This window comes from Ruegeria sp. CDSA241 (genome assembly GCF_059611265.1).
The window spans coordinates 101,847-127,899 of sequence record NZ_JBXWPF010000001.1 but is presented as its reverse complement, the minus strand read 5'-3'; the positions used below and the strand labels follow the sequence as shown (position 1 = coordinate 127,899).

At 57.3% G+C, this 26,053-nt stretch carries 26 protein-coding genes; 20 read left to right on the top strand and 6 right to left on the bottom strand.

The window, feature by feature from the left end; all coding sequences use genetic code 11:
- Positions 1–9 precede the first annotated feature (9 nt).
- The 7 genes from AC2FJV_RS00635 (at position 10) to AC2FJV_RS00605 (ending at position 7,582) form a co-directional block, all read left to right on the top strand.
- Positions 10–1,116: an ABC transporter permease gene (locus AC2FJV_RS00635; RefSeq protein WP_496712068.1), complete on the top strand. Its 1,107-nt coding sequence runs from the start codon at positions 10–12 to the stop codon at positions 1,114–1,116.
- A gap of 1 nt (position 1,117) precedes the next feature.
- Positions 1,118–1,939, top strand: coding sequence for an ATP-binding cassette domain-containing protein (locus AC2FJV_RS00630; protein ID WP_142635708.1), 822 nt, complete (start codon positions 1,118–1,120; stop codon positions 1,937–1,939).
- 83 nt (positions 1,940–2,022) lie between these two features.
- Entirely contained in the window at positions 2,023–3,855 is a 1,833-nt protein-coding gene (gene iolD, locus AC2FJV_RS00625; RefSeq protein WP_496693679.1) for a 3D-(3,5/4)-trihydroxycyclohexane-1,2-dione acylhydrolase (decyclizing), read from the top strand.
- Positions 3,852–4,751, top strand: a complete 900-nt coding sequence (gene iolE / locus AC2FJV_RS00620) for a myo-inosose-2 dehydratase (protein WP_496712066.1) — start codon at positions 3,852–3,854, stop codon at positions 4,749–4,751. The genes iolD and iolE overlap by 4 nt, the downstream gene beginning before the upstream one ends.
- A 48-nt stretch (positions 4,752–4,799) precedes the next feature.
- Positions 4,800–5,981, top strand: a complete 1,182-nt coding sequence (locus AC2FJV_RS00615; protein ID WP_496712064.1) for a phytanoyl-CoA dioxygenase family protein — start codon at positions 4,800–4,802, stop codon at positions 5,979–5,981.
- A 39-nt stretch (positions 5,982–6,020) separates the two neighbouring features.
- A complete protein-coding gene (iolB, locus tag AC2FJV_RS00610) occupies positions 6,021–6,827 on the top strand; it encodes a 5-deoxy-glucuronate isomerase (protein ID WP_281972475.1) in 807 nt (268 codons plus the stop codon).
- Positions 6,824–7,582: an SDR family NAD(P)-dependent oxidoreductase gene (locus AC2FJV_RS00605; RefSeq protein ID WP_496688858.1), complete on the top strand. Its 759-nt coding sequence runs from the start codon at positions 6,824–6,826 to the stop codon at positions 7,580–7,582. The genes iolB and AC2FJV_RS00605 overlap by 4 nt, the downstream gene beginning before the upstream one ends.
- A gap of 49 nt (positions 7,583–7,631) precedes the next feature.
- Here the strand turns inward: AC2FJV_RS00605 and AC2FJV_RS00600 are convergent, their stop codons facing one another.
- Genes AC2FJV_RS00600 through iolC form a run of 3 tightly spaced genes read right to left on the bottom strand, consistent with a single transcriptional unit; the run spans position 7,632 to position 10,282 of the window.
- The gene (locus tag AC2FJV_RS00600) at positions 7,632–8,471 is read right to left on the bottom strand and encodes a class II fructose-bisphosphate aldolase (protein WP_496688856.1); all 840 of its coding nucleotides are present in this window, start codon (positions 8,469–8,471) and stop codon (positions 7,632–7,634) included.
- A complete protein-coding gene (locus AC2FJV_RS00595) occupies positions 8,468–9,304 on the bottom strand; it encodes a 5-deoxy-glucuronate isomerase (RefSeq protein ID WP_496712062.1) in 837 nt (278 codons plus the stop codon). Before AC2FJV_RS00595 ends, AC2FJV_RS00600 begins: the two co-directional genes overlap by 4 nt.
- A gap of 9 nt (positions 9,305–9,313) precedes the next feature.
- Complete coding sequence (iolC, locus tag AC2FJV_RS00590) at positions 9,314–10,282, bottom strand: 5-dehydro-2-deoxygluconokinase (RefSeq protein ID WP_496689155.1); 969 nt, start codon at positions 10,280–10,282, stop codon at positions 9,314–9,316.
- Positions 10,283–10,408: 126 nt separating this feature from the next.
- Here iolC and AC2FJV_RS00585 point away from each other — a divergent pair, with 126 nt between their 5' ends.
- Together AC2FJV_RS00585 and AC2FJV_RS00580 are read left to right on the top strand one after the other, a co-directional pair.
- Positions 10,409–11,512, top strand: coding sequence for a Gfo/Idh/MocA family protein (locus AC2FJV_RS00585; protein ID WP_496693633.1), 1,104 nt, complete (start codon positions 10,409–10,411; stop codon positions 11,510–11,512).
- Between the two features lie 37 nt (positions 11,513–11,549).
- Complete coding sequence (locus AC2FJV_RS00580) at positions 11,550–12,683, top strand: Gfo/Idh/MocA family protein (protein WP_496693634.1); 1,134 nt, start codon at positions 11,550–11,552, stop codon at positions 12,681–12,683.
- Here AC2FJV_RS00580 and AC2FJV_RS00575 read toward each other — a convergent pair whose 3' ends face one another.
- Positions 12,684–13,682 (bottom strand): LacI family DNA-binding transcriptional regulator, encoded by a 999-nt coding sequence (locus AC2FJV_RS00575; RefSeq protein WP_496693635.1) that lies wholly within the window; start codon positions 13,680–13,682, stop codon positions 12,684–12,686.
- Between the two features lie 381 nt (positions 13,683–14,063).
- Between AC2FJV_RS00575 and AC2FJV_RS00570 the strand changes: the two genes are divergently transcribed.
- The 9 genes from AC2FJV_RS00570 (at position 14,064) to AC2FJV_RS00530 (ending at position 22,580) form a co-directional block, all read left to right on the top strand.
- Positions 14,064–14,252 carry a Flp family type IVb pilin gene (locus AC2FJV_RS00570; RefSeq protein WP_271948255.1) on the top strand — a complete coding sequence of 63 codons (189 nt, stop codon included), beginning with the start codon at positions 14,064–14,066 and terminating at the stop codon, positions 14,250–14,252.
- Between the two features lie 162 nt (positions 14,253–14,414).
- A complete protein-coding gene (gene cpaB / locus AC2FJV_RS00565) occupies positions 14,415–15,242 on the top strand; it encodes a Flp pilus assembly protein CpaB (protein ID WP_142635731.1) in 828 nt (275 codons plus the stop codon).
- A gap of 30 nt (positions 15,243–15,272) precedes the next feature.
- Entirely contained in the window at positions 15,273–16,757 is a 1,485-nt protein-coding gene (locus tag AC2FJV_RS00560) for a pilus assembly protein TadG-related protein (RefSeq protein WP_496712060.1), read from the top strand.
- Positions 16,754–17,245: a TadE/TadG family type IV pilus assembly protein gene (locus AC2FJV_RS00555; RefSeq protein ID WP_271948250.1), complete on the top strand. Its 492-nt coding sequence runs from the start codon at positions 16,754–16,756 to the stop codon at positions 17,243–17,245. Before AC2FJV_RS00560 ends, AC2FJV_RS00555 begins: the two co-directional genes overlap by 4 nt.
- Complete coding sequence (locus AC2FJV_RS00550; protein WP_496693637.1) at positions 17,242–17,880, top strand: TadE/TadG family type IV pilus assembly protein; 639 nt, start codon at positions 17,242–17,244, stop codon at positions 17,878–17,880. The genes AC2FJV_RS00555 and AC2FJV_RS00550 overlap by 4 nt, the downstream gene beginning before the upstream one ends.
- Before the next feature lie 11 nt (positions 17,881–17,891).
- Positions 17,892–19,097 carry a CpaE/TadZ family protein gene (locus AC2FJV_RS00545; protein WP_142635739.1) on the top strand — a complete coding sequence of 402 codons (1,206 nt, stop codon included), beginning with the start codon at positions 17,892–17,894 and terminating at the stop codon, positions 19,095–19,097.
- 48 nt (positions 19,098–19,145) lie between these two features.
- A complete protein-coding gene (locus tag AC2FJV_RS00540) occupies positions 19,146–20,543 on the top strand; it encodes a TadA family conjugal transfer-associated ATPase (protein ID WP_142635741.1) in 1,398 nt (465 codons plus the stop codon).
- 11 nt (positions 20,544–20,554) lie between these two features.
- Positions 20,555–21,583 carry a type II secretion system F family protein gene (locus AC2FJV_RS00535; protein ID WP_142635743.1) on the top strand — a complete coding sequence of 343 codons (1,029 nt, stop codon included), beginning with the start codon at positions 20,555–20,557 and terminating at the stop codon, positions 21,581–21,583.
- A 13-nt stretch (positions 21,584–21,596) separates the two neighbouring features.
- Positions 21,597–22,580: a type II secretion system F family protein gene (locus AC2FJV_RS00530; protein ID WP_142635745.1), complete on the top strand. Its 984-nt coding sequence runs from the start codon at positions 21,597–21,599 to the stop codon at positions 22,578–22,580.
- A 13-nt stretch (positions 22,581–22,593) separates the two neighbouring features.
- Here the strand turns inward: AC2FJV_RS00530 and AC2FJV_RS00525 are convergent, their stop codons facing one another.
- Together AC2FJV_RS00525 and AC2FJV_RS00520 are read right to left on the bottom strand one after the other, a co-directional pair.
- On the bottom strand, positions 22,594–23,085 hold the full coding sequence (locus tag AC2FJV_RS00525; RefSeq protein ID WP_142635747.1) for an A24 family peptidase: 492 nt from the start codon (positions 23,083–23,085) through the stop codon (positions 22,594–22,596).
- Positions 23,085–23,570, bottom strand: coding sequence for a helix-turn-helix transcriptional regulator (locus AC2FJV_RS00520; protein WP_496691716.1), 486 nt, complete (start codon positions 23,568–23,570; stop codon positions 23,085–23,087). The genes AC2FJV_RS00525 and AC2FJV_RS00520 overlap by 1 nt, the downstream gene beginning before the upstream one ends.
- Before the next feature lie 117 nt (positions 23,571–23,687).
- Here AC2FJV_RS00520 and AC2FJV_RS00515 point away from each other — a divergent pair, with 117 nt between their 5' ends.
- Both AC2FJV_RS00515 and AC2FJV_RS00510 read left to right on the top strand, forming a co-directional pair.
- Complete coding sequence (locus tag AC2FJV_RS00515) at positions 23,688–23,897, top strand: hypothetical protein (protein ID WP_496712057.1); 210 nt, start codon at positions 23,688–23,690, stop codon at positions 23,895–23,897.
- A 791-nt stretch (positions 23,898–24,688) separates the two neighbouring features.
- Positions 24,689–26,035 (top strand): substrate-binding protein, encoded by a 1,347-nt coding sequence (locus AC2FJV_RS00510; RefSeq protein WP_142635750.1) that lies wholly within the window; start codon positions 24,689–24,691, stop codon positions 26,033–26,035.
- Positions 26,036–26,053 lie beyond the last annotated feature (18 nt).

Genomic DNA, 26,053 nt, shown 5'->3' with positions numbered 1-26,053 from the left:
GAGGGAAACATGAGTGAGTCAGCGCCCGTCACTACGGACGAACGCGTAAAGAAAGAACCGTTTCTGGCCAAGCTGATGAAACGTCCAGAGCTTGGTGCCATGGCCGGTGTGGTACTGGTGGTCATTTTCTTCGCGCTCACGGCAGACGATTCCATGTTCACGCTGGCTGGAGTTATGAACTTCATGACGCCCGCGGCACAGCTGGGTATCCTGGCTATCGGAGCGGCGCTGCTGATGATCGGGGGTGAGTTTGACCTGTCGATCGGTTCGATGGTTGCCTTTGCAGGCCTGTTCTTTGGTGTCTGCGTGGTGACTTGGCAGTTACCTCTGATCATTGCGATCCCAATGACATTTGTTTTTGCGGCCTTTGTTGGGGCGGTGAACGGCAATATCGTCATACGGTCGGGTTTGCCTTCTTTTATTGTAACTCTGGCTTTCCTTTTCATTCTGCGCGGTCTCTCACTGGTGGGTCTCAAAGCAGCCACTGGGGGGTCAACCCAGCTGCGTGGCGTGCGCGACGTAGTCGAAAACGACTGGCTGGCCCCGTTCTTCTCGGGCGAAGCTTTTGCCGGTTTGTTTGCCTGGCTGGCTGCAAACGGATTGATCGACACATTCAAAAACGGGGCGCCGAAAGTACCGGGCATTCCGGTCGAGATTTTGTGGTTTATCGTTCTGGCCCTAGCGGCGACCTATGTTTTGCTGCGGACCCCAGCTGGAAACTGGATTTTTGCCGCCGGTGGCGACAGTAATGCGGCGTCGAATTCTGGTGTGCCGGTGAGCCGTATCAAAGTTTCTTTGTTCATGCTAACCGCCTGTTGCGCGGCGCTGGTTGCAATCATCACCGTGATCGACGCGGGATCGACCGATGCGCGCCGTGGCTTCCAGAAAGAGTTTGAGGCCATCATTGCGGCGGTGATCGGGGGCTGTCTGCTGACCGGCGGCTATGGATCGGCCATCGGGGCGTTCTTTGGCGCGATCATCTTTGGCATGGTGGTCATCGGGCTGACTTACACGGATTTCGATCAGGACTGGTTCCAGGTGTTCTTGGGCGCAATGCTTCTGATCGCGGTATTGTTCAACAACGCCATCCGCAAACGCGTAACCGGGGAGCGCTGATATGACTGAAGACAGCAAGTTCCATCACGGGGATGCGGTAAAGGATGTCGCGCCGATCGTGCAAATGAAGAATATCGAAAAGCACTTTGGTAACATTATTGCCCTGGCAGGCGTCAGCTTTGACGTCAGGCCTGGCGAATGCCACTGCCTGCTGGGCGACAACGGTGCCGGAAAGTCGACCTTCATCAAGACCATGTCCGGAGTTCACAAACCCACCAAGGGCGAGATCTTTTTCGAAGGCAAACCGCTGCAGTTTGACACGCCACGCGATGCGATGGAGGCGGGCATTGCGACCGTGTTTCAGGATCTGGCGATGATCCCGCTGATGAGTGTGACGCGGAATTTCTTCATGGGTCGCGAACCGACCAAGGGCAAGGGATTGCTGAAACGGTTCGATATCGACCAGGCCAATGAGGTCTGTATGGCCGAGATGCGCAAGATGGGTATCAATCTGCGCGGGCCGGATCAGGCCGTTGGAACCCTGTCAGGGGGCGAGCGTCAGACGGTTGCCATTGCCCGGGCGGTTTACTTCGGGGCCAAGGTTTTGATCCTTGATGAGCCGACCTCGGCACTTGGGGTACGTCAGACATCGAATGTTTTGGCAACCATCGACAAGGTGCGTAATCAGGGCGTGGGTGTGGTGTTTATCAGCCATAACGTGCGCCATGCGCTGGCAGTGGGTGATCGCTTTACCGTGCTCAATCGTGGCAAGACGCTGGGCACGGCCACACGTGGAGAGATCACACCCGAGGAATTGCAGGACCTGATGGCCGGAGGTCAGGAAATGGCCCAGCTGGAAGGCTCTTTGGGCGGAACGGTTTAACCGTTCCCCCGTCTGGGCCACAGGCCCGCTAATTTCGAAATTGCAGGAATGGCCGAGATGGCCTTGTGTTGAAAGGTATCACTATGGGCAACACAGTCCGACTGACCGCAGCGCAAGCTTTGGTGCGCTATCTGGGCGCGCAGATGAACGAAGCGGGCGAGCCCTTTATCGCCGGTGTCTGGGCCATTTTTGGCCATGGCAATGTGGCCGGGCTGGGCGAAGCGCTGCACGGCGCGAAAGACAGCCTGCCAACCTATCGCGGGCAAAATGAACAGACAATGGCACATTGCGCGATTGCCTATGCCAAGCAGACGCGGCGGATGCGGGCGATGGCGGTGACCTCATCCATTGGACCGGGGGCGACCAATATGGTCACCGCGGCGGCGTTGGCGCATGTGAATAGGTTGCCGGTTCTGATTATCCCCGGCGATGTGTTTGCCACCCGCGGGCCTGACCCTGTGTTGCAACAGATCGAAAGCTTTGGTGATGGTACGGTTAGTGCCAATGACTGTTTTCGCCCGGTCAGCCGGTACTATGATCGCATCTCGCGGCCTGAACATCTGTTGACGGCCTTGCCTCGTGCCTTTCGCACCATGACCGATCCGGCCGATTGCGGGCCTGTGACGTTGGCCTTTTGCCAGGATGTTCAGGCCGAAGCCTATGACTATCCCGAGAGTTTCTTCGAGCCGAGGGTCTGGTATCAGCGCCGCATTCGCCCGGATGAGGCGGAGTTGGCCCGTGCGGTGGCTGCGATCAGATCAGCCAAACGTCCCGTTATCGTTTCCGGAGGTGGCGTGCATTACTCCGGAGCGACGGATGTGCTGCAGAGCTTTGTGGAATCCCACAATATCCCGATCACCGAGACGCAGGCCGGGAAATCGGCGCTGGCCTGGGATCATCCGTTGAACCTTGGCCCGGTTGGTGTAACCGGTGGTGAACCGGCCAACGCCACCTGCGCCGAGGCCGATCTGGTGCTTGCTGTTGGGACGCGGTTGCAGGACTTTACCACCGGGTCCTGGGGGCTGTTTTCCAATCCGAACCGCGAGATGATCTGCCTGAACACAGCCGCCTATGACGCCGAAAAACACGGCGCAATGCCGCTGCAAAGCGATGCGCGTGTCGGGTTAGAGGAACTTGGCGAAGCCTTGCACGGCTACCGGGCCGACCCGGTGGCGGACACGCTGAAGGCAGATTGGTTTGGCAAGGTGGATGCACTGACCGACGCGCCCGGTGATGGAAACGCGTTGCCTACGGATATGCAGGTGGTGGGTGCGGTACAACGCGCCTCGGACAATAACACTGTGGTCATGTGCGCCGCGGGCACCATGCCGGGTGAGCTGCACAAACTGTGGAAAGCGCCCCGCCCCGGTGCCTATCACATGGAATACGGGTTCAGTTGCATGGGCTACGAGATCGCCGGTGCAATGGGGATCAAGATGGCCCAGCCCGATCGCGACGTGATCTGCTTTACCGGTGACGGCACCTATATGATGGCAAACTCGGAAATGGCGACGGCGGCGATGATGGGGGTCTCTTTCACCGTGGTGATCACCGACAATCGGGGCTTTGGCTGCATCAACCGTCTGCAAATGGGCACTGGCGGAGCCGAGTTTAACAATCTGCTGGATCATGCGGTGCACGAAACGCCCTCGGCCATAGACTTCGCTGCGCATGCGGCGGCGATGGGGGCGACCTCGGTCAAGGTGGGCTCGATCGTTGAGCTGGAGCAGGCATTGGCCAAACGTGGCGAGGTCACCGGCCCCTATGTGGTCGTCATAGACACCGATCCGTACCCGTCGACCGAATATGGCGGCACCTGGTGGGAAGTGGCCGTGCCCGAGGTCAGCATCCGCCCGGAAGTGAATGAAAAGCGCGCAGCCTATGAGGTTGCCATCAAGGAAAGAAACACGAAATGAGCGTGAAGATCGGCATCTCTCCGATTGCCTGGCAGAACGATGATCTGCCGGACCTGACCGCGGCTTACACGATGGAACAGGCCCTGAAAGAGGCGCGCGAGATCGGCTATACCGGCGTCGAACGCGGTCAGCGGATGCCCGGCGATACCGAAGGTCTGCGCGCCTATCTCGACACCAATGATATCGTCCTGTGTGGCGGTTGGTGTTCTGGGGCTTCTCTGGTTAACGATTTTGCCACCGAGCGCGAGGCCGTGCGCGCGCAGGTCGAACAATTCGTAGCGCTCGACAGCCCGTGCATCGTCTATGCCGAATGTTCGAACACCGTGCAGGGGCAGATCGGGGTCGCGGTTAATGACCGGGTGAAACTATCCCGGGATGAGGTGTTGGCCTATGCCGCCAAAATCACCGAGCTGGCCAAATGGATGGCTGATCAGGGCATGCCGATGGCCTATCACCACCACATGGGCACGATTATCGAAAGCGAAGAGGATGTGAACTGGTTGATGGAAGGGTCGGGCCCCGAGGTTGGCTTGTGCTTTGATACCGGCCACTTGCTGTTTGGTGGGGGCAATGTAATGGCGACGCTCAATCGGTGGGGCGACCGGGTGCGCCATGTGCATTTCAAGGACATCCGCCCGGCCGTTGTCCAGGATGTGCGCGAGAATAACCGCAGTTTCCTGGATGCTGTCGTCGCGGGCGCGTTCACCGTGCCTGGTGATGGTTGCATTGATTTTCAAGCCGTGGCGAATGCGTTGAAATCTATGGGTTATAGCGGCTGGATCGTGGTCGAGGCCGAACAGGACCCCGCCAAGGCCCCACCCCAAGAGTATTCCGAGATGGGTTACGACCACATTGTCGATGTCTGCGCTCAGGCAAGATTGGAGATCACCAACTAACAAACCGCCCCAAGGGGCAACACCAAGGCCATGAAGAAGGAGAAAATCATGGTAAGTCAAAGAATTGGATATGTCGGGTATTTTGACCGGGAATCCTGTGATCTGGACGAATTCAAGGTGTTGACCTCTCGGAAACTGACCTCGGACATGGTTCCGCAGGCCGCGATGATCGAAAAGAACGTCCCCGTCTATGACATGAATGCCCTGCGTCTCGCGCTGGAAGATACAGGGCAACGGCGCGCTTTGATGGCGGAATGGGGCCATGTGCTGAACCAATCCGCCGGGGTGATCGCGCTGAAAGGGGCCTATCAGGATCTGTCGGTGATCGACCGGGCGACCGAGGTTTTTCGGCAGATCATCGACGAGGAACGCCAAAGCGGCGAAGGCGAGGGTGATCATTTTGCCGCCTCGGGTGCGAATGACCGGATCTGGAATGCGCTGCAAAAGCACTGCCTGCGCGATCCGGAAGGTTTCTCAAAATACTTCGGCAACGCTGCTGTTGCCACCGCCGGCGAGGCATGGCTGGGGCCGAACTATCAGGTCACGGCTCAGGTCAATCAGGTCCGCCCCGGCGGTAAGGCACAGCAGGCGCATAGGGACTACCATCTGGGCTTTCAGACCGCTGAAAGCGCTGCCCGGTACCCGGTGCATGCACATCTGCTGACGGCGGCGCTGACCTTGCAGGGGGCAGTGGCACATTGTGACATGCCGGTGGAAAGCGGGCCCACCAAACTGTTGCCGTTTTCACAGCTATATCCAGCCGGATATATTGGCTTTCACGACCCCGCGCACAGGGACCACTTTGAGAAGAGCTATGTTCAGGTGCCGTTGAACAAAGGCGACGCGGTGTTCTTCAACCCCGCACTGTTCCACTCGGCCGGCGAGAACCGCAGCACGGATATCGACCGTATGGCGAACTTGTTGCAGATCTCATCCGCTTTTGGTCGTGCGATGGAGGCCATCGACCGCCGGTCCATGGCGCAGGCCGTACTGCCGTCACTGGTGGCCTTGAAGCGAAGCGGCGAGCTGACTGGGTCCGAGCTGGACGCGGCCATCGCGGCGACTGCCGAAGGCTATCCGTTTCCGACAAATCTGGACACAGATCCCCCGATTGGCGGTAATGCTCCGGAAAGCCAGGCGGATATCTTGCGGCGTGCGGTCGCCGAAGAATGGACGTCAGAGCAACTGACCTCGGCACTTTCGGCGTTGAAAACCCGACAATCCGCCTGACGTTACGAACCGGGCCAGCGCGCCCAGAAAGGAGGCCCCATGGCCAACCTGCTCAGGAAACCACGCGGCCCCTATGGCAAGGTGCATGACATCACCCCTGCCTCTGCGGGATGGCGCTATGTCGGGTTCGGTCTTTACCACCTACGCGCAGGCGACAGGGCGACCGAAGAAACCGGTGACAATGAGGTCATACTGGTCATGGTCGAGGGCAAGGCGCATATCACCGGGGCCGGGCAGGATTGGGGTGTGCTGGGTGACCGCATGGATGTCTTTGAAAAGACGCCGCCGCATTGTCTGTACCTGCCCAACGGAACCGATTGGCAGGCCGTGGCGGAAACCGATTGTGTTGTGGCCGTGTGTTCGGCTCCCGGCACAGGTGGCCACCCGGCGCGACGGATCGGGCCGGGTGGCATCACACTGACCGAACGCGGGAAGGGTGTGAATACCCGCTATATCAACAATATCGCGATGGAGGCCGAAGACGTCGCTGACAGCCTGCTGGTGACTGAGGTCTTCACGCCCAATGGCCACTGGTCCTCCTACCCCAGCCATCGCCATGATGAGGATGACTTTCCTCGCATAACCTATCTGGAAGAGACCTATTACCACCGTTTGAACCCCTCGAACGGGTTCGGCATTCAGCGGGTCTATACCGATGATGGCGATCTGGACGAGGCTATGGCTGTATCTGATGGCGATGTCGTGATCGTCCCGCGCGGGCATCATCCCTGCGGTGCGCCCTATGGGTTTGAGATGTACTATCTGAACGTCATGGCCGGCCCATTGCGGAAATGGCGCTTTGTTGCCGCCCCCGAAGTTGAATGGATCATGGAGCGTGACGCATGAGCGCGAATTTTGCGAATTACCCCGGTCTTGCGGGAAAAACAGTTTTTATCACCGGCGGGGCCGGGGGGATCGGCGCCGAAACGGTTCGCGCCTTTGCCGCCCAGGGGGCCAGGGTCGGGTTTGTTGATCTGAACGCAGATGCGGGCCAAGCGCTGCTGGCAGAACTGGATGGGCAGCATGCCTTTGCCCAATGCGATTTGCGCGACATTGAGGCATTGCAGGCCGCCTTCGAGCGGCTGGTCGCCGCGCTGGGCGAGGCGGATGTTCTGGTCAACAACGCTGCCCATGACGAACGCCACGACTGGCGCGAGGTAACGCCGGAGTATTGGGATGACCGAATGGCAACCAATATCCGCCATATGTTCTTTGCCATCCAGTCGGTGGCCCCGGGCATGATCGCTAAGGGCAAGGGGGCCATCGTCAACCTAGGCTCGAATTCCTGGTGGGAATGCGGGGCGGGGTTCCCGGCCTATGCCACCGCCAAATCTGCCGTTCACGGCCTGACCCGCACCATGGCGCGCGAGCTGGGCGACCATCGCATCAGGGTGAACACGGTAGTTCCGGGCTGGATCATGACGGAGAGGCAAAAAGAGTTATGGGTGACACCCGAGGCGCTGGCCAAGCAGGTGGATCGTCAATGTCTCCCGGACCCGATTGAGCCGATCTATGTGGCGCGCATGGTCCTGTTTCTGGCCTCGGACGACGCGGCCATGTGCAGCGCGGGGAATTTCATGGTCGAAGGCGGCTCGATCTGAGGTGATGCCGCTTGACGGTGCGCTCCCGACCGACTGGTAACTTGACGCCCTAATGCTGCGGCGGGGCGCCAAAGGCACGGATCACGGTGCGGGCAGCAGCCTCAACTGGGTCGTGCGTTTCCTTCAGGATCGTGACGCGGTCAAACCGTTCAGGATCACGATTGACGGCTTCACGCATGGCATTTCCGAATGCCATACGCAGCTCGGTCCCGATATTGAACTTGCAGATCGAGGTCTCGCGCGCCAGCTTCATACGCTGCTCTACCGGCACACCGGACCCGCCATGAATGACCAAAGGCACTTCGGTCACGGCATCGATTTCGGCGATACGCGCCTCATCCAGGCCACCTTCTTTGTTTTGCTGCAAGTGAACATTGCCAACCGAAATCGCCATCGCGTCGACGCCGCTTTCGCGTGCAAACTTCGCGGCTTCCTCGGGGTCGGTACCATTTGAGCCTTCGCCACCGGAATACCCCACAAAGCCGATCTCTCCCTCGCATGAAATCCCTGCCGCATGGGCCATTTCGGCAATGGCCGCCGTCTCATCGATGTTTTGCTGCAATGGCTTACGCGACCCGTCGAACATCAGCGAGGTAAAGCCGCTGTCCAACGCGATTTTGCAGTCCTCGAACGTGTACCCATGGTCCAGGTGGGCGACGACGGGGATAGAGGCGTTTTCGGCCAGATAGCGGAACATCTTGCCCAGAATGGGCAGGGGTGTGTGCTCGCGGCAACTGGGTCCGGCCTGCAGGATCAGAGGCGCGTTTTCGGCCTCGGCTCCGGCCACATAGGCGCGCATATCCTCCCATCCTAACGTGACCAGGCCGCCCACGGCATAGCCTTGTTCATAAGCCGGTTGCAGAACGTCTTTCAGTGTGGCGAGGGTCATTTGAATTTTGCAATCATGTCTTTGATGCCCGGTATGGTTTCGATCTGATAGGCATGGGTGGGTTGGAAATACTGGACTAGCGAGCGTTGGGTCAGGCCGCCGAGGATCGTGAAATAATACATCTCATACCCCGGCAGGACGCAGCAGGGGTGATAACCCTTGTCGATACAGACGGTCGATCCGTCCATGATATGATAGGCGTCGCCCGGTTCGTTATCCTCGCGCTGCAGCATCTGCAGGCCAGAGCCCCAGTTGGGTTTGAAACGGAAATTATAGGTCTCGTCATGGCGGGTCTCATCCGGCAGGCGGTTGGTATCGTGTTTGTGGCTGGGAAATCCCGACCAGCCGCCCTGACCCACGGTGAACAGCTCACTCACCAGCAGACGGCCCACCTTGTCATGCTGTTTCTGGCCCAGGATGTGCTTGATCTTGCGGTGGGTTTTGGTGTCGTCGCTGCCGTATTGCACCAGATCGTGCTGGCGGACATCGAACGGGTCCAAAACCTTGTCGTATCTGGCGCCTGCGATGAAGACTTCGGAATGATCCGAGATGCAGACGATCTGCACCTTCGCGCCAACAGGTGCATAAACGCCCTCTGGCTCTCCATCCCAGACATCCTCTCCTCGGTTGCCCAGCATGGCAAATTGCACGCCTTCGACATCCACATCGACCGTACCTGTGGCCGGGACGATGCAGGTCTCATACCCCGGCACTTGATATTCGAACGCCTCGCCCTGTTTCAGTTTGACGATGTTGAAATAGTTCAGGGGCACCATTGGGTCATCGACATCCACGATGGGTTTGTTCTGGTTGTCATAGGGGGCGATATGCATTGGGATCTCCTATGCCGTGGGGCCGGGATGGGTGGCCAGAAACGCGTCCAGCTGTTCGGTGGTCGGCATCGCGGGCGCGCAGCCGGGTTGAGACACGACGATCGAGGCGCAGGCCGAACCGCGCATCACCGCGTCCTTCAGCGAGTACCCCGCTGCAACCGAGGCCAGTAACCCGGCCATGAAACTGTCACCTGCGCCATTCGGCTTGACGGCAGTCACCGGATAGATGCCTGTCTGAAATTCCTGCCCGCCCATCAGCGTGATGGCGCCTTTTTCACCCATTTTATAGATCACCACGCGGCCTGGTTTGGCCGCCAGTTCCTGCGCCTTGGCAAACCCTTTGTTTATCCCGCCCGCCATGAAACCGAATTCTTCGTCATTGCCTACGATCAGATCACTGGCGTCACCGGCGCGGGACAGGACCTCGGACGCGACTTCGGGTGAGGGCCAACTGTAAGGGCGATAGTCTATGTCAAATATTACGGGCACACCGGCCTTACGGGCCGTGTCGATGGCCCGGAATGTGGCGCTGCGCGAAGGCTCGGCCGCAAAGACGGTTCCGGCCGAGATCACAGCCGAGAAGGAGCTGAAATCGACCTGGTCCATATCCTCTTCGGTGACTTGGAAATCGACTGCGCCATTGCGGTAGATGACATTCTGGAAATCTTCTGTCCGGCTTTCGTAGATTGCCAGCGACATGCGGTATTCGCCCCTTACAACCCGTATGTTGGACGTATCGACGCCGTAATGCGCCAGCCGGTTCAGGCAGAACCGCGCGACCGCGTCGTCAGATACCGAGGTGATCAGCGACGCTTGACTGCCCAGCTTGACCAGACCCACACATATATTTGCCGATGAACCGCCCAGATCGGCCCGGAACGCGTCGGCATCCTCACTTTTCTCGCCGATGGGATCGGCAAACAGGTCCATGCCCGCACGACCCAAGACGCCAAAGCGGTTTCCTTTGATACCGTCCATCAAAGCGGTCAAGTCATTTCCTCCGGCGAAAAGGGTCGGCAAGGTGTGTTGATCCTTGCGTTGAATCGATTCACACGATACTGATTTTGCAACCGGTTGCAAATGATATGTGCGAGGCCGCGGCAGATGCCTGAAATTGGAATTGGAATTGTTGGCGGCGGCTATATGGGCAAGGCCCACTCGGTCGCGATGTCAGCGGTAGGTGCGGTGTTCGACACCGTGCTGCGCCCGCGACTTGAGGTGATCTGTGCCTCGACATCTGCAAGCGCGGAAGTCTATCGTGCCGCCTACGGGTTCCAGCGCGCCACCGATGACTGGCGCATGTTGGTCGAGGATCCAAAGGTCGAGGCCATTGTGATCGCCTCACCTCAGTCGACACACCGTCAAATCGCTGAGGCGGCGTTTGCCCTTGGTAAACCGGTGCTGTGCGAAAAACCCTTGGGGGCGTCCTTGGACGACAGCCGCGCGATGGTGGCGGCAGCCGAGGCCACAGGTGCAATCAACATGGTCGGGTTCAACTATATCCGTACGCCCGCCAGCCAATATGCGCGTCAGCTTATTGTTGAAGGGGAAATCGGTCAGGTCACATGGTTCCGTGGCGAACATACTGAGGATTTCTATGCCGACCCCGAGGCCCCGGCAACCTGGCGCACAACGGGAATGGCCAATGGAACCATCGGCGATCTTGCTCCGCATATGGTGAATGGTGCGTTGGCGCTGATCGGGCCGATCACTCAGGTTATGGCCGATGTGGAGACGGTGCACCGGCATCGCCCCGGCGGCGAAGTTACCAATGATGATCACGCGCAGATGATGTGCCGTTTTGAAAACGGGGTCATGGGAAACCTTTATTTCAGCCGCGTCGCAACGGGTCGCAAGATGGGTTACGCCTATGAGATCTCGGGTACCAAAGGTGCGATCCGGTTCGATCAAGAGGATCAGAACGCCCTGTGGCTGTATCGCCGCGAAGGCCCCGAGGCCACGCGCGGGTTCACCAAGATCCTGACCGGCCCCGCGCATCCGGATTACGAGCCCTTTTGCCAGGGCCCTGGCCACGGGACAGGATATCAGGATCAGATCATTATCGAGGCCAAGGATTTCCTGCAGGCCATCCATTCCGGGCAGAATATCTGGCCCACCTTCCACGATGGGCACGAGGTGAACCGCGTTCTGGCGGCTGCATTGGCATCGTCAGACGGGCGGCAATGGACAGATATCAGCGATTTCTGAAAGCACACCACCCAATTTCCAAAGAGAGACTAAGACCATGACAAAGCTGAGATGGGGCATGATCGGTGGCGGTGAAGGCAGCCAGATTGGCCCTGCGCACCGCCTTGGCGCACAGGCCGATGGGCTGTTTGAGTTCGCTGCCGGAGCGTTGGACCACCGCCCCGACGTGGGACGTGAATATGCACAGCGTCTGGGCGTTGCAACTGATCGCGCCTATGGCGACTGGCAAGAGATGCTAGCCGGTGAAAAAGACCGTAGCGACCGCATCGATCTGGTTACAATCGCGACACCGAACTCGACCCATTTTGAAATTGCCAAGGCCTATCTCGAGGCGGGTTTTAACGTTCTGTGCGAAAAGCCGATGACGATGACCGTGGAAGAAGGCGAAGAGATCGTGCGCATCGCCGAAGCATCGGGCAAGCTATGCGCCGTGAATTATTGCTATTCGGCTTATCCGATGGTGCGCCAGGCACGTGCAATGGTGAGGGTCGGGGATATCGGCAAGGTGCGTCTGGTCGTGACGAATTTCAGCCACGGCCACCACGGGGATGCCACTGACGCCGACAATCCGCGCGTGCGCTGGCGGTATGATCCGGCGATGGCCGGTGTCTCGGGGCAGTTCGCGGATTGCGGTATACACGCGCTGCATATGGCCAGCTTCATTTGCGATGATGAGGTCACGTCGCTGTCCGCCGACATGGCCTCGACCATATCAAGCCGCGTGCTGGAGGATGATGCCATGGTCAACTTCCGGACAGAGCGTGGCACCGTCGGGCGCTTGTGGACTTCGTCCGTTGCGATCGGGCGCCAACATGGGTTCGACATTCAGGTCTTCGGTGAAACCGGCGGTCTGCGCTGGACCTCGGAACAGCCCAACCAGTTGCTCTATACACCGGTCGGCGGCCGCACACAGATCATTGAAAAGGGCGAAGGTGGCTTGTACGAGGACGCCCAGCGCCTGTCGCGGGTGGCCATCGCACATCCTGAAGGGTTTCCCTTGGCTGTGGCCAACATCTATTGCGATCTGGCCGATGCCATTCGTGGCGAAACCCGCGACGGGTTGCCAGGCGCAGCGGATGGGGTGCGGTCTATCGCAGCGGTCCATGCTGCCGTTGCGTCGGGCAATGAAGACGGAGCCTGGAAGGATGCGCGCCCCCCTATGTTCCGCTGACTAGGTGCGGGGGCGCAGCGTGCCCCTTTCGACTACGCGGCAGGGGAAAATGCGGGCCTCGGGATAACGCTCGGGGTCTTTCAGCATCTCTTCCACCAGATCCACAGACGAGGTGATGATTTGCTTGATCGGTTGGTGGATGGTCGTCAGATTCACGCTTTCCCAACGCGACATCTCCATGTCATTCAGGCCGATGATCCCGATATCCTTGCCCGGTTTCAGCCCGTGATCCGACAGAGCGGACAGCGCACCGACGGACAGAATGTCATCGCCGCAGAAATAGCTTTCGGCTGGTTGACCCTTTAGCAGATCCAGCATTTCAGCGCGCCCCGCCTCAAATGAATAGGCCCCGGCGAAAGAGTATGTCACCTCAAGATCGGGGTGCTTTTCGACCTCTTCCATAAAGCCCTGATAGCGATCCATGGCCGAGGTCGCATCTTTTGGCCCGCCTAAATATCCAACGCGCCGATAACCCCGCGCCTTTAGCTCGCGGGCTGCCATGCGACCACATTCGACATTGTCGATCCCGACGACATGTACCTCTGGTGAGGTCGCCGAGCGCCCGAACGTATGCACAACCGGAACACCGGCATCGTGAAACGCCTTGGCGAAACTAGGCGGCAGGGTCGAAGAGGCCACGATGGCAGCGTCAACAGAATACTGGCGCAGCATCCGAACGGAATTGGCAGGCTCGGTCTCATCCGTCAGATTCACGATCAACGGGCGTAATCCACGTTCTTGCAAGGCACGTGTGAACTGATCGAACACTTCAAGGAAAATCGGGTTGTGAAAGTTGTTCGAGATCAACCCAATCAGTTTTGTCCGCCCCGTGGTCAGGGACGAGGCCAGGGCGTTTGGGCTGTAACCCAGTTCCGCCGCGGCCTTTTCCACCTTGCTTCGGGTTTTTGCCGAAACCGAGGCGCCCTCGGTAAAGGTGCGCGACACGGCAGAGCGCGACACCCCGGCCAGAGCTGCGACGTCTTTTAGGGTGACGCTCATGTTTCGTACCTGCAGAAGAAAGTTGGGATGACAGACATTTTCATGTCGTGATACTAAGCCAGTTAGTCTGGCGGCTGCAATCGGTTGCAAATGATTGCTCGTTTGACGCGGGGCCCGGTTTATTGACCCCGAGCAGCTTCTCACCAGTCGATTCTTTCTGACGGGAGATCAGGTAAATCTGCCGCCGCGCACCGTAAATCGGTCCGCGATTTGACGCATTTCCGCCCAAAATGATCGAAAATTCGCCCTAAGCGGGAATTTCTTTTCGTTTGTGGGGAGGTTTCGGCACCTCCTCATAGGTAACGATTTAGTTAACGGGGGTGTGTTCCTCGTGTCAGTGCGGGATTTCGCACTTTGGTAAAACAGTCTGGAGTTCAAGTAATGTTGAATGGAATTCGCAAAGTATTTCTGAAGCTGCGCAAAGACGAGCGTGGCGCCACCCTGGTTGAATATGGCATCGCGCTGTTTGTTGCGATTGTCGTCGGCGGGACAATTCTGACTAATTTGGCTGGCACGACCAGCAGCAACTTTAGTGATGCAAACTCGGCAGCCCAGCGGACAACGCCTTAAGCTGCGCGCCAATTTCCTAAGTGAAAAAACCTGACTTCCCATTCGCAAGAGTGGGGCGTCAGTTTCCTACCAGACCACCTTTGATTTGCATAAGCGGTCTGTTTGGCCATTCAGGCCCAATTAAGTAATTATCCTGAGTTTTCCCGGGAATTGGAGGATACCATGCGTATTAAATCATTTTTGATGACTTTCCTGGGAATAGGTTTGGCGGGTGGCGCAGTCATTCTGGCACAGGATCAAATCCGACGGAATCAGTCAGCGGGTGAACCAACCATAGTTCGTGTTGTGGCCGTGGCCGAAGATATCGCGTTCGGAACGCCGATCGAAGGGCACAAGCTGACGACCATTGATTGGCCTACTGCATCTGTGCCTGCAGGTGTTTTTACAAGCTTTGATGATGTCCTGCCTGCCGCCGGCATAGAACCTCGCCGGGCCAAGCGCGCTTTGGCGCAGGGTGAAATTCTTTTGACCTCAAAAGTTTCCGATTTTGGTGAAAAAGTGACAATCGTTCAGACGATTGGCGAGAATAACCGCGCGATGGCGATCAATGTCGACGCGCAGACAGGGGTAGGCGGATTTGTAACGCCTGGCGACTTTGTCGACATTGTTCTGACCCGCGGTACCAATGATACACTGCGAGCAGTGACGATCCTGCAGAATATCCGGGTCATCGGCGTGGACCAAACCGCGGATGAAGAACTTGACCAACCCGGCATTGCCCGCACGGTTACGATTGAGGTCACCCCGGATGAAGGTCAGAAGTTGGCTCTGGCGCAGAAGGCCGGGCAGCTCAGCCTGTCTCTGCGGTCTCTGCAAACAGAAGAGGATAAGCCGCTGGAAGCGGTTCGCCTCAGCGACATCCTCCTTGAAAAATCACCGCTAGAAGAGGGCACGCCCAGGCCGATTGTGAAAGTTCGCCGTGGGGCAACCGACGTTCAGGAAATTCAGGTCTTTGGTAACACCAGTGCAACAACTGAGCCGGTGAACTGAGGTCAGGTTGGTCTTTCGAGGGAGGTTGATATGACTTCGCTACGCAAAATCAGGAACAAAGAAGACGGCACAATTCTGGTATTTGTCGGCATGTTCATGGTCGTCATGATCGGAATGGCTGCACTGACTTTTGATCTGGGGCGTATCGCCTCTACCCAAACTGACCTGCAAGCCTATACCGACCACGTGGCGCTTGCCGCCGCAGGAGAGCTGGATGGCAATGCTGACGCCATCACCCGTGCAACAGCTGCGGCATCCGGCATGATCGACGACGAACAGTTTTTCGCGGATGGCAGCCAAAGCCTTGGAACTTCTGCGGATTTTTCGCTTCGCTTTCTGACTGGATTGCCTGCTTCGGCGGCAGACCCAGACGATAACGACTCGGTTACGCCCTTTGTGACGACAGACCCGGCGCGTGCCGTCTTGGTCGAGGTGACCGCGACACCACGGACTGTTTTCCTGCCTTTTGGCCGATCGCTGGCCAGCTTGTTGGGCGTCGCCAATCCGTCCGGAGAGGTGAATTCAGTCTCGATCGCTGGGTATTCAGCATATGCCTGTGACGTAACGCCGTTGATGTTCTGCATCCCGTCGGGCTGGACCTCCAGCGCCAATATCGGCGCTTCCATCAAATTGCGTACTGGCGGCAACAACTCGGCCTGGGGGCCGGGGAATTTCGGATTTCTGGATCCAACGGATATCGGGATCAATCCAAACGGGCCATGCGCCGGTCTGACTGGCTCAAAGCTGTATATCTGCCTCATTGCTGCGAATGGGAACCTGACCAAATGTGTGTCCCAGCGCGGTGTCGACACCGAACCCGGTCAGCGGAACGGGATTGGCAGCGCGATCTACAATTCGCGGTTCGATATGTTCCAGGCGACCATGAACCAACTGAAGAACGATCCAGATTATGCGCCGGGTCCAAATGTGATTTCAGGCTGGGACCATACTGGTGGGGGATGTTTGAACAACAATCCGACGCTGTCGACCAATACTATTCCAATGCCGCCGGATGATTGCTTTGACCCTGTGAGTGGTCTTTGCAATGGCAGCCGTTTTGGCGATGGCAACTGGACGTCAGGGCAAGCAGCTTACAACCTTATGAATTATGGCGTTGGACCGGACGGTACGCTGACACCGCACGCGCAGGGTGCACCGACAGGAAACACCCGGTATCAGGTATATCTGGATGAGGTCAGCCGGGCCGGGTCAGGCGATATCGTCACCGGACGGGACGAGACCGGCCGCGCCCAATGTTCAAGCCAGCCCAGCACCGACCCCGACCGCCGGACATTTATCGCCGCAGCGATTGACTGCACCGCGAATCCGGTTTCCGGGCGGGCCACCGATGTGCCGGTGAAGGAATTCGTAAAAGTCTTTCTGTTTCAGCCGCTTGAAGAATCCACAGGTTCGGATTTCGACATCTTCGTCGAGGTGGTCAAACAGGTTGGCGGCGGAGTTGGTGGCAGTGCCGTTGATGGCATTTTCCGCGATGTCGTGAGGCTGTACCGATGAAGCCGCTGGGTCGCTTCCTCTCACGCTTTCAGCGCTGCGAGTCTGGCGCGCCGATGGTCGAGTTCGCCATGGTTCTGCCGGTTATCTTGCTGTTCTTTGTTGTGATCATCGAGGGCAGCCGGATCACCTGGATACATCAGGCGACATCTGCCGGCGTACGGGATGCGTCACGCATGATCGCTCGCATCGCACCGCTGGATCTATGCAGCGCGGGCGGCGTCGCAAGCTATGATGCAATGGCCACAGATATTGTCGCCAACCGACTGGGCGGTGGGGCGCATTTGCCGGTCGGAACAACGCTGGTAGATGTAACCCCGACCTGCATATCGCGGTCTGGCAGCTATCGTATTGACCCGACCTCAGTGGTCGAAGTGACCGCGAAAATCCAGATTGATTTTATCCTGGGCAATGTTCTGGGCCTGTTCGGCGGGGCTGTTAGCACGCTTGACACGGTGATTTCGGATCAGAGCCGGGTGTTCGGCGTATGACCCGGGTGTCGCATATCCTGCGGACCTTCCGGCGTCAGGAGCGTGGCGCCGCCCTGGTCGAATTGGGGATGGTCATTCCACTGTTCCTGTTGCTGATGTTCGGCATAGTGGATTATGGCCGGTTGTTCTGGTCGACAACCATGGCGCAGAAGGCGATGCAAAAAGCATCCCGGCTGGCAACTCTTGGGCCTCCGCTTTGCGGTGCGTTGCCGACCGAGCACACGCTGGCAAGCGGCGCTCCTACAAGTACGAAATTTGGGGTGCTCTGCCGCAGTGGCAATGTCTGTGCCGTGCCTGCCCTGCCTGCGCCTTGCCCGTTGAATACCGCGACGGATTACGGCGCACGTGTCTGGAATGATATCCGCATGTTGCTGCCACCGGGAACGACTGCCGCCAACGTGCAGATCGGATATTCGCATGACGCGCGCCTTGGATTTTTAGGGGGGCCATATACGCCGGTCGTTACCGCCGAACTTGTTAACGTAGACTTTAACTTCATGATGCCAATCGCCGGTCTGGCCGCTCTTGCGTCGAACGGCACAACACCTGCGTCAAATACCCCCAACAGTATTTCTCTTCCCGCGATGAGCACATCGGTTCCCGCCGAAGATCTGGCGGCCGGGGCGAGTGAGTAAGGAGAAACATAATGAGTGCCAAGCAGATTTCAGTATTGTTGATTTCACCGGACGAGCAGATTTACTCGGCCATAGAAGGCTCGTTACGGGGGCAGGCGAACTGCCGGTTCACCGGTCGTCAGGACACCGTTGCGGGGGTAAACGGCTCTGCGATCTCGCTGACTGCAGAGCATGATGTTGTTCTGTTCGATGTGGATGAGAATTCCGGGGACCTACTGCAAACCGCACGGAAAATCTGTGATGCCCGTATGCCAAATGCGATCATCATTGCGTTGGCCCACGAGGATCTGCCCTTGGAAAAGGCGCGCCAGTTGAAAAAGCTTGGTGTCGACGACGTTCTTCCGAGAAAGTGGATCGACGAGGAAATTGTGCCGCAGGTGGACGCAATCCGGGCCCGCCGTCAAGCGCAGTTGCCGGCCGTGTGGGGCGGTCAAGCAACCCTGGGCAAAGTGATCGCCGTGGCCAAATCCCGTGGTGGGGTTGGATCGTCTATCGTCGCTGCCAATCTGGCCAACGAGCTACAGGCCAAGGAAGGGTTCTTCAAGAAGAAAGCCGCCAACGAAGTCGCGGTTGTCGATTTGGATTTTCAGTTCGGATCTATTGCCGCCCTGATGGATGTTGAGGAAAGTGACGCCATGTGGCGGATGGCGATGGATGAGAGCATTCCCGATGGCGCCTTTCTGGAACAGGCCATGACCAAATCCCCCTGTGGGGTTGATGTTCTGGCTGCACCGTCGCGCTTTGGTCCTCTCAGTGCCATTAATGAAGAACAGATCTCGGCCATTTTGGACAGCCTTAAGCGCAGCCATGATTATGTGATTATTGATCTGCCGCGAGCTCTGGTCGAGTGGATTACGCCGGTGTTGTCGCAAGCCGACCGGCTGCTTTTGGTAACGGATGTCGCAGTGCCTTCGATCCGGTCAGCGCGGAAATTGATGGATTTCTATCACGCCGAAAACCCGGCCTTGGAAATCCAGCTGGTTGCGAGCCTGGAAAAGAAACCCCTGATCCCGGCCGCGCACCACCGCGCAGCGGCAAAGCTGTTGGAACAGGATTTCGCCCACTGGATCCCCAAGGATGAGCGAACCGTTCGTGAATGCGTGGATCGGGGCGTACCTCTGCAAGAGGTCTCAAACCGGGCGCCTCTGACACGGGCCATCCGCCGCATCGCGCAGGAAACCACAGTTTCTCTGCCGCCACGCGTGGGCAAACAGTAAATCGAAGTCCGAAGATGTGAAGATCAGTTAAGTAAAAGGTAAAGCAGAATGTTTCGTGAATTTGACAGAACGGGTCGCACAACATCCCAATCCCCAAAAGTTGTGCCGTTGGACACGAAACAGCCGAACGGAAATGTTGCTGATATCGAGGTCAAGAACGCCGAACGCCGTGCCATGGAGCGCGAGCGCGAGATGGACCGTATCGACCTCAAGGCCCGGATGCACAACTCGCTGCTTGATAAGCTGAATCTGGCTGTGATCGACAAGGTCGAAGAAGACACATTGCGGGGCGAAATCGGCAAACACGCAACTGATCTGTTGCGGTCCGAGGGCCGGGCCATGCGGTCTGAGGAAATCAAGCTTTTGGTCGAAGAACTGATGCACGAGGTGCTTGGGCTTGGGCCACTGGAGCCTTTGCTGGCCGACCCTTCGATCAACGATATTCTGGTGAACGGTCACAAGCAGATTTTCGTCGAACGTTCAGGTATTCTGGAAAAAACCTCGGCGCGTTTTCGGGATGAACGTCATTTGCTTCGGATCATCGACAAGATTGTCAGTCGTGTCGGCCGTCGTATTGATGAACGCCAACCCTGGGTGGATGCGCGGCTTGAGGATGGCAGCCGTGTAAACGCGATCATTCGGCCCTGCGCGCTGGACGGGCCGGCCTTGTCGATCCGTAAATTCGCGCGCGTACCGCTGACGATGGAGCGGTTGGTTAAGAACGATGCATTGAATGACAGTGCCGCGGCGTTGTTGCGCGGTCTGGTCGAGGCAAAGATGAATGTCCTGATTTCTGGAGGAACCGGATCAGGTAAAACGACGATGCTGAATGCCTTGTCTTCCTATATCGGTGGCAACGAACGGGTCGTGACCATCGAAGACGCAGCTGAACTGCAACTGCAGCAGGAACATGTTCTCCGCATGGAGACCCGCCCAGCCGGTTTGGACGGGACCGGTGCTGTGGCGCAGCGTGATCTTGTCCGCAACGCGCTGCGGATGCGCCCTGACCGTATTGTGGTCGGCGAGGTGCGCGGATCAGAGGCCTTCGACATGCTGCAGGCGATGAATACCGGCCATGACGGTTCGATGACGACCGTTCATGCCAACAGTCCCCGCGATGCGCTGTCTCGGGTCGAGCAGATGGTACAGATGGGCGGGATGGAGCTGCCGCATTCGGCGATCCGGGCCACCATCGCTTCGGCCATCCACTTTGTGCTTCAGTTGAACCGACTGTCAGACGGGACGCGCCGGGTTACTTCGATCTCGGAAGTGACTGGAATGGAAGGCGACATCATCACCATGCAGGACATCTTTGTCTTCAAGCGCGAAGGCAAGGATGAAGACGGCAAGGTTCTGGGCCGGTTCATGCCCACGGGAATTCGGCCAAAATCCAGTGATGCACTGGCGGCTGCCGGGGTCGACCTGTCCACGGTCAAGTTCAACTAAGGAGGTCCGGGATGTTCGAGAAAATCAGGTCATATCTGGCCAACCTGAACATCAACAACCTGATCGGCCCGGAAATGGAAGTTGCCGGGTTCGATGTCAGGTTTGTTCTGGCGCTTGCGGTTTTCCTGGGTGCGCTGATTGCTTTTGAAGGGCTGCGTCAGTTTATGCGGCGTGGCGAAAACCGCGAAGAGGCGATCAACCGCCGAATTCAGATGCTGTCCGAGGGGAAGTCGGGTGAGGATGTCCTCAGCCTGTTGAAACCGCAGGAAGCCAAGCCACTGTTGCGGAGTTTCCCGCTGGTGGGGGATTTGCCTCTGGCGTTGAAGGTTTCGGGCCTGAACATGGTTCCCGAAATGTTTCTGGCCGGTTGTGGCGCAGCCTTTCTGATCTCGGCCATTGGTGGGTCTATGGTGGCTGATCCGTTGAAAGTGGTCCCCACCTGCGCCCTTGTTTTCCTGATCGCGCCACTGGTTGCGTTGGGGGTGACGTTGCGCAAGCGCAAGGCGGCGTTGATCAAGCAGTTGCCCGATGCGCTGGACCTGATGTCCCGTGGATTGAAGGTGGGGCACCCACTGAACACAACCTTACAAAGTGTCGCCGAAGAAATGCCTGACCCAATTGGAACTGAGTTTGGGCTGGTCGTTGATCAGGTCTCTTATGGCGAAGAACTGACGACTGCGATCAAAAGCATGGCTGACCGCATCGATGAAGAAGATATCCAGTATCTAGCTGTTGCGCTGATGATGCAGCACGGCACAGGTGGTGACCTGGCCGGCATCTTGCGCACGCTGGCCCGCGTGATCCGAGCGCGAATGTCATTGCGTCGCAAGGTCAAGGCCATCTCGGCCGAAGGCCGCATGACGGCTTATATCCTGTCATCCATTCCCGTTGGCATTGCCGTGTTCATGACCATCATGACGCCGACATATTATGGCGATGTCGCGGACTCTCCGGCCTTTGTGCCAGTCATGAGCGTTATCGCAGTGACCATCGTCCTGAACGCGATTGTGATGTTCAAGCTTGTGAATTTCCGGATTTGAAGAGGCGTATTCGATGGAGTATTTGAGTTCGATTTTTGATAGCGAATTATCAACGCAGATCCTGGTTCTGGGTTGTGTGCTGATAGGTGCGGTCGTAGCGTTTCTTGGTATCTCGTCCTCGCTTAGCGAACGGTCCACAGCCGCAGAGCGCATGGTGTCAAGCCGACCACGTCAGGCTTTGTCACGGGCAGTTCCTGAAAAAGTCGAGGGCGAAGCGCCGACAGGGTTGAGTGCGGCCCTGATACCCAGCGATGCCAGTGTACGTTTCGAAGTTGGGCAGGTGTTGGCGCGTTCCGGATTTCGCAGCAAAAACGCAATCGTGAATTTCTATCTTATCCGTTTGGGGCTGGCGACGTTCCTGCCGCTGGCCTTCCTCTTCCTGATGTCCTGGCAACCGGCAAACAACTTGGGTGCGCGGATCGCGGAATATACGTCCAGCCTGAACGCGTTCGAGATTATCCGGAACGTCGGCGTATTGTGCGGGATCGGGTATCTCATACCGCAGTTATGGATGGGCGCCCGGATCAAAGAGCGCAAGCGTCTGATGGAAAATGCGTTTCCGAACATGCTGGATCTGCTTCAGATCGGTATCGAGGCTGGCCTCGGTTTTGATCAGGCCTTGCTGAAAGTGGCGGTCGAAATGCAACTTGTCGCGCCAGAAATGTCCGAAGAGATGCTGATTGCGCTTTCCGAGATTCAGGCAGGGCGTGACCGAGATACCGCGCTGATGCGTATGGCGCGTCGAACAGGTATCGAGGAAATGAGCTCATTCGTAAGCGTTGTGCTGCAATCGACCCGGTTTGGCGTTCCCCTGGCTGCGGCTTTGAACACCTATGCCGAAGAAATGCGTGAACTGCGCGAGGTGCGGGCACAGGAAAAGGCCAACAAGTTGCCTGTCCAAATGTCGGCGGTTATGGCCAGTTTTATGCTGCCTGCAATCGCTGGGCTGATCCTGGCCCCGATCGTGATCCGTTATATGGATGCGTTTGGCCCCTAAGACGCTGACATGGTCAGAACCAAAGCGCAGTAGCCGACCAGATTGCAAGGATCACCCCGGATGATCCGATAGCAATTCCAAGAGGAAATTCGCGCGACTGGGCGGTCGACTTGATATGCGGGGAAGTTTGTCGGGCGAGACGCCGAAACAGCGACATTCCGATCAGCCCCGCTGCCATGCAGCCTGCCAGTATTAGCAGATAGGTCGATACGACCGGGACCGGAATTGCGGCAAATACGATTGGCAATATCTTGGCGTCGCCACCGCCCAGCCAACCCGCTGCAAACAGGCCGAAACAAATCGCAAAACACGCTGCGGCCACAAGAAGGCGCAGCAGCAGTTGGTTCCAATCCGGAAACGGCGCGGTCACAAGCACGACTGCACCGCCCAGCAGGCAGTACAGGTTAGGGATGCGCATTTGGGTGAAATCCGTCCAGGCGATCATTACGAACAGCGGTGTGAATACCCACAATGTCAGCCAGGACTGCCAGTCCAGTTCAGGCATCAGGCACGTGCCTGGCCAGGTTTCCCAAAAAGGGCCTCGCGCTCTTCTACCGATACCAAGCGCCGGGCCAGCATGTGGAAGGTGTCCAGCGCCGTTTTTGAATAGATATGCTTGAGATGCGTGCGAACTGTCGCTGGTCCGATCTCAAGTTCGGCACCAATGGACTGAGGCGACAACCCGCGTGAAACAAGAACGCAAACACGCCATTCGGCACGGGTCAGGCCCGTTGGGTTCTCGGTGCTGAGAATAGGTGCTTCACTGTATGATTTTCTGAGTGCGGTGACTGATTGCCGAGACAATGATTCAGTGATCAGTCCGGCTCGGCGGGCCTGATAGGTCTCGGATAGTTGCGGAGCCACCTGTTCAATAGCTTCGCGGTAACCGGGTTCGGAACTCTGCCCGAAATGAAGTTCCAGAAAGTCGATTTCGCCGCCGTTATGGTCCAGGCATATGAACAGAATGTCATCCAGCTTGCGGTGCGACATCCAATCTAACAAAACTGCGGAGATATCACTGGGGTCTGCCCCGTCATCTCGCAGACTAAACACCGAGGCGCGTTTTGGTTTGTTCCGAAACGGGCCGAGGGCGTCGTTGGCGAAAGAATGAAACAATGGTCTTTGGAATTTTGGATCCCGTGTGTCAGCCCGTGCGGCAACACGATGGGCCCCTTTGTTCAGCCACACACGGCTGATGACAGCACAATCGGCGCCAAATGCTTTGACGATACCTTCAAGCGCGGCATCAAGAACGACGCCTGCCTGGCTCCAATGAATGAAATTAATGATGGCTCTGGCATGAAGCGCGTTTGGTAACCACGCAGCGCTCTGAGCATTCCCCCGGACCATAGATAACAACCTGTACTCGAACAAACATAAACGCGCATTTGCAATATAAGAGTGCGCAACCTCCTACCGATTCTTTACATTCCTATAGTTCTATATAATCGTCTAAAACTCATCTAAAAAATCATTAACCTAATTATGTACGATCAATTCGTCGCGTTTCAGTAAACAAACTGCACAAAATCCGCGGACTATTTCTTTGACCTATTCGCGGAATACGGGACGAAGCGTAGTGGTTTATGCCTTTTTTGTAAGGTTATTGCGCTTGTTTGGTCGTCGGCTGGTCGGGCGGTTGCCTGTATTCACCGATGCAGCCGTGGAGGGATTAACCGTTTTTCAATTTGTCACAATTCTTGATTTGCACGACGCTTCGGGTTTGAGACCCAGGTTCAAACGGCTTGATTTGCAAGGGATGTCGGCTCGTCCCGGTGACCATCTGAGCTGTATCATACGGCCTGGGCTCTCCTTTAGATTTAGCAACGACTTCTTGCTTGCCGAGCAGAGCGGCACTGCCTGCATGGCGATCACCAGTATCTTTTCAGACAATACATTTTAATTACAATCATTAAGAAGGAAGGGATGCTTGAAATTTTACAAAAATCCGTACCCAGGTGTTCATTTGTTTACATAACATAGCTGCTTTTTGAATAGGTTATTGAGAAATTTTCAGAACCCCCGCCATACTCGCGGTGCGTAAACCTGCGCAATCGTTTGCTGGAAGAGGAGCCAACAGACGTAAAACAGGGAACTGGGAGGAATGAATGACTAATAAATCTGTCACACGCCGCGGCGTGCTGAAGTCTGGTGCTGTTGCCGGTACCGGTCTGGCCCTACCTACGATTTTTACTGCATCGTCGGCTGCTGCATATACTAACGAACCTTCTGGGTCGTCTGTCACATTGGGTTTCAATGTTCCGCAGACCGGGCCTTATGCAGAAGAGGGTAATGATGAACTGCTGGCACAGCAGCTTGCAGTCGAGCATCTGAACGGTGAGGGAGATGGCGGTTGCCTGAACACCTTTACGTCCAAGGCCCTGAAAGGGAACGGGATTCTTGGTAAAAAGGTCGGGTTCGTAACCGGCGACACCCAAACCAAATCGGACGCCGCACGCGCATCGGCCAAGTCGATGATCGAAAAAGACGGTGCGATCATGATCAACGGCGGCTCGTCCTCGGGCGTGGCTGTCGCAGTTCAGGGTCTGTGTCAGGAAGCGGGCGTGATCTTCATGGCTGGCCTGACCCATGCCAACGACACGACCGGTAAGGACAAGAAGGCGAACGGTTTCCGCCATTTCTTCAATGCTTACATGTCGGGCGCTGCTCTGGCGCCGGTTCTAGCTGCCGAAATGGGCAGTGAACGCCGGGCCTATCATCTGACCGCTGACTACAACTGGGGCTGGACTCAGGAAGAGTCGATTGTGGCCTCGACCGAAGCCCTGGGATGGGAAACGGTCAACACGGTCAAAACACCGCTCGCGTCGACGGACTTCTCGTCCTATATCGCGCCGGTTCTGAACTCGGGCGCGGATGTGCTGGTTCTGAACCACTATGGCGGTAACATGGTGAACTCGCTGACTAATGCGATTCAGTTCGGCCTGCTCGACAAGGTGGCCAACGGCAAGGACTTTAAGATTGTCGTGCCGCTGTATTCCGAACTGATGGCTGCCGGTGCTGGCGAGAACATCAAGGGCGTGCTGGGTTCGATGAACTGGAACTGGCAGCTGCAAGACGAAGGCACCAAGGCATTTGTGAAATCCTTTGGTGAGAAATACGGCAAGCCGCCGTCCAATTCGGCTCAGACCTGCTATGCACAGGTTCTGCTCTATGCAGATGCGTGCGAACGAGCGGGTACCTTCAACCCCTGTGGTGTCGCCGAAGCGCTGGAAGATTTCGAGTTCGACGGTCTGGGCAACGGGCCGACCTGGTATCGTGGTGCAGATCATCAGTGCTTTAAGGATGTGCTGGTGGTGCGGGGCAACGAGAACCCGACCAACGCCTATGACACGCTGGAGATCGTCGAGATCACCCCACGCGCGCAGGTCGAATACGATCCCGAGCACCCGATGTTTGCCGGTGGCGAACTGGGTAAATGCAATCCGGGCGCGTAACACAAGCGCGAGAATTTT

Coding starts and splice junctions, on each gene's coding strand:
- AC2FJV_RS00540 (WP_142635741.1), top strand. CDS start 19,146: ATGTTTCGTGAATTTGACAGAACGGGTCGCACAACATCCCAATCCCCA.
- AC2FJV_RS00555 (WP_271948250.1), top strand. CDS start 16,754: ATGAAGCCGCTGGGTCGCTTCCTCTCACGCTTTCAGCGCTGCGAGTCT.
- AC2FJV_RS00535 (WP_142635743.1), top strand. CDS start 20,555: ATGTTCGAGAAAATCAGGTCATATCTGGCCAACCTGAACATCAACAAC.
- AC2FJV_RS00515 (WP_496712057.1), top strand. CDS start 23,688: ATGAAACAATGGTCTTTGGAATTTTGGATCCCGTGTGTCAGCCCGTGC.
- AC2FJV_RS00605 (WP_496688858.1), top strand. CDS start 6,824: ATGAGCGCGAATTTTGCGAATTACCCCGGTCTTGCGGGAAAAACAGTT.
- iolC (WP_496689155.1), bottom strand. CDS start 10,282: ATGGACGGTATCAAAGGAAACCGCTTTGGCGTCTTGGGTCGTGCGGGC.
- AC2FJV_RS00630 (WP_142635708.1), top strand. CDS start 1,118: ATGACTGAAGACAGCAAGTTCCATCACGGGGATGCGGTAAAGGATGTC.
- AC2FJV_RS00525 (WP_142635747.1), bottom strand. CDS start 23,085: ATGCCTGAACTGGACTGGCAGTCCTGGCTGACATTGTGGGTATTCACA.
- AC2FJV_RS00510 (WP_142635750.1), top strand. CDS start 24,689: ATGACTAATAAATCTGTCACACGCCGCGGCGTGCTGAAGTCTGGTGCT.
- iolB (WP_281972475.1), top strand. CDS start 6,021: ATGGCCAACCTGCTCAGGAAACCACGCGGCCCCTATGGCAAGGTGCAT.
- iolE (WP_496712066.1), top strand. CDS start 3,852: ATGAGCGTGAAGATCGGCATCTCTCCGATTGCCTGGCAGAACGATGAT.
- AC2FJV_RS00615 (WP_496712064.1), top strand. CDS start 4,800: ATGGTAAGTCAAAGAATTGGATATGTCGGGTATTTTGACCGGGAATCC.
- iolD (WP_496693679.1), top strand. CDS start 2,023: ATGGGCAACACAGTCCGACTGACCGCAGCGCAAGCTTTGGTGCGCTAT.
- cpaB (WP_142635731.1), top strand. CDS start 14,415: ATGCGTATTAAATCATTTTTGATGACTTTCCTGGGAATAGGTTTGGCG.
- AC2FJV_RS00575 (WP_496693635.1), bottom strand. CDS start 13,682: ATGAGCGTCACCCTAAAAGACGTCGCAGCTCTGGCCGGGGTGTCGCGC.
- AC2FJV_RS00530 (WP_142635745.1), top strand. CDS start 21,597: ATGGAGTATTTGAGTTCGATTTTTGATAGCGAATTATCAACGCAGATC.
- AC2FJV_RS00595 (WP_496712062.1), bottom strand. CDS start 9,304: ATGCATATCGCCCCCTATGACAACCAGAACAAACCCATCGTGGATGTC.
- AC2FJV_RS00570 (WP_271948255.1), top strand. CDS start 14,064: ATGTTGAATGGAATTCGCAAAGTATTTCTGAAGCTGCGCAAAGACGAG.
- AC2FJV_RS00520 (WP_496691716.1), bottom strand. CDS start 23,570: ATGTCGCACCGCAAGCTGGATGACATTCTGTTCATATGCCTGGACCAT.
- AC2FJV_RS00585 (WP_496693633.1), top strand. CDS start 10,409: ATGCCTGAAATTGGAATTGGAATTGTTGGCGGCGGCTATATGGGCAAG.
- AC2FJV_RS00560 (WP_496712060.1), top strand. CDS start 15,273: ATGACTTCGCTACGCAAAATCAGGAACAAAGAAGACGGCACAATTCTG.
- AC2FJV_RS00580 (WP_496693634.1), top strand. CDS start 11,550: ATGACAAAGCTGAGATGGGGCATGATCGGTGGCGGTGAAGGCAGCCAG.
- AC2FJV_RS00600 (WP_496688856.1), bottom strand. CDS start 8,471: ATGACCCTCGCCACACTGAAAGACGTTCTGCAACCGGCTTATGAACAA.
- AC2FJV_RS00635 (WP_496712068.1), top strand. CDS start 10: ATGAGTGAGTCAGCGCCCGTCACTACGGACGAACGCGTAAAGAAAGAA.
- AC2FJV_RS00545 (WP_142635739.1), top strand. CDS start 17,892: ATGAGTGCCAAGCAGATTTCAGTATTGTTGATTTCACCGGACGAGCAG.
- AC2FJV_RS00550 (WP_496693637.1), top strand. CDS start 17,242: ATGACCCGGGTGTCGCATATCCTGCGGACCTTCCGGCGTCAGGAGCGT.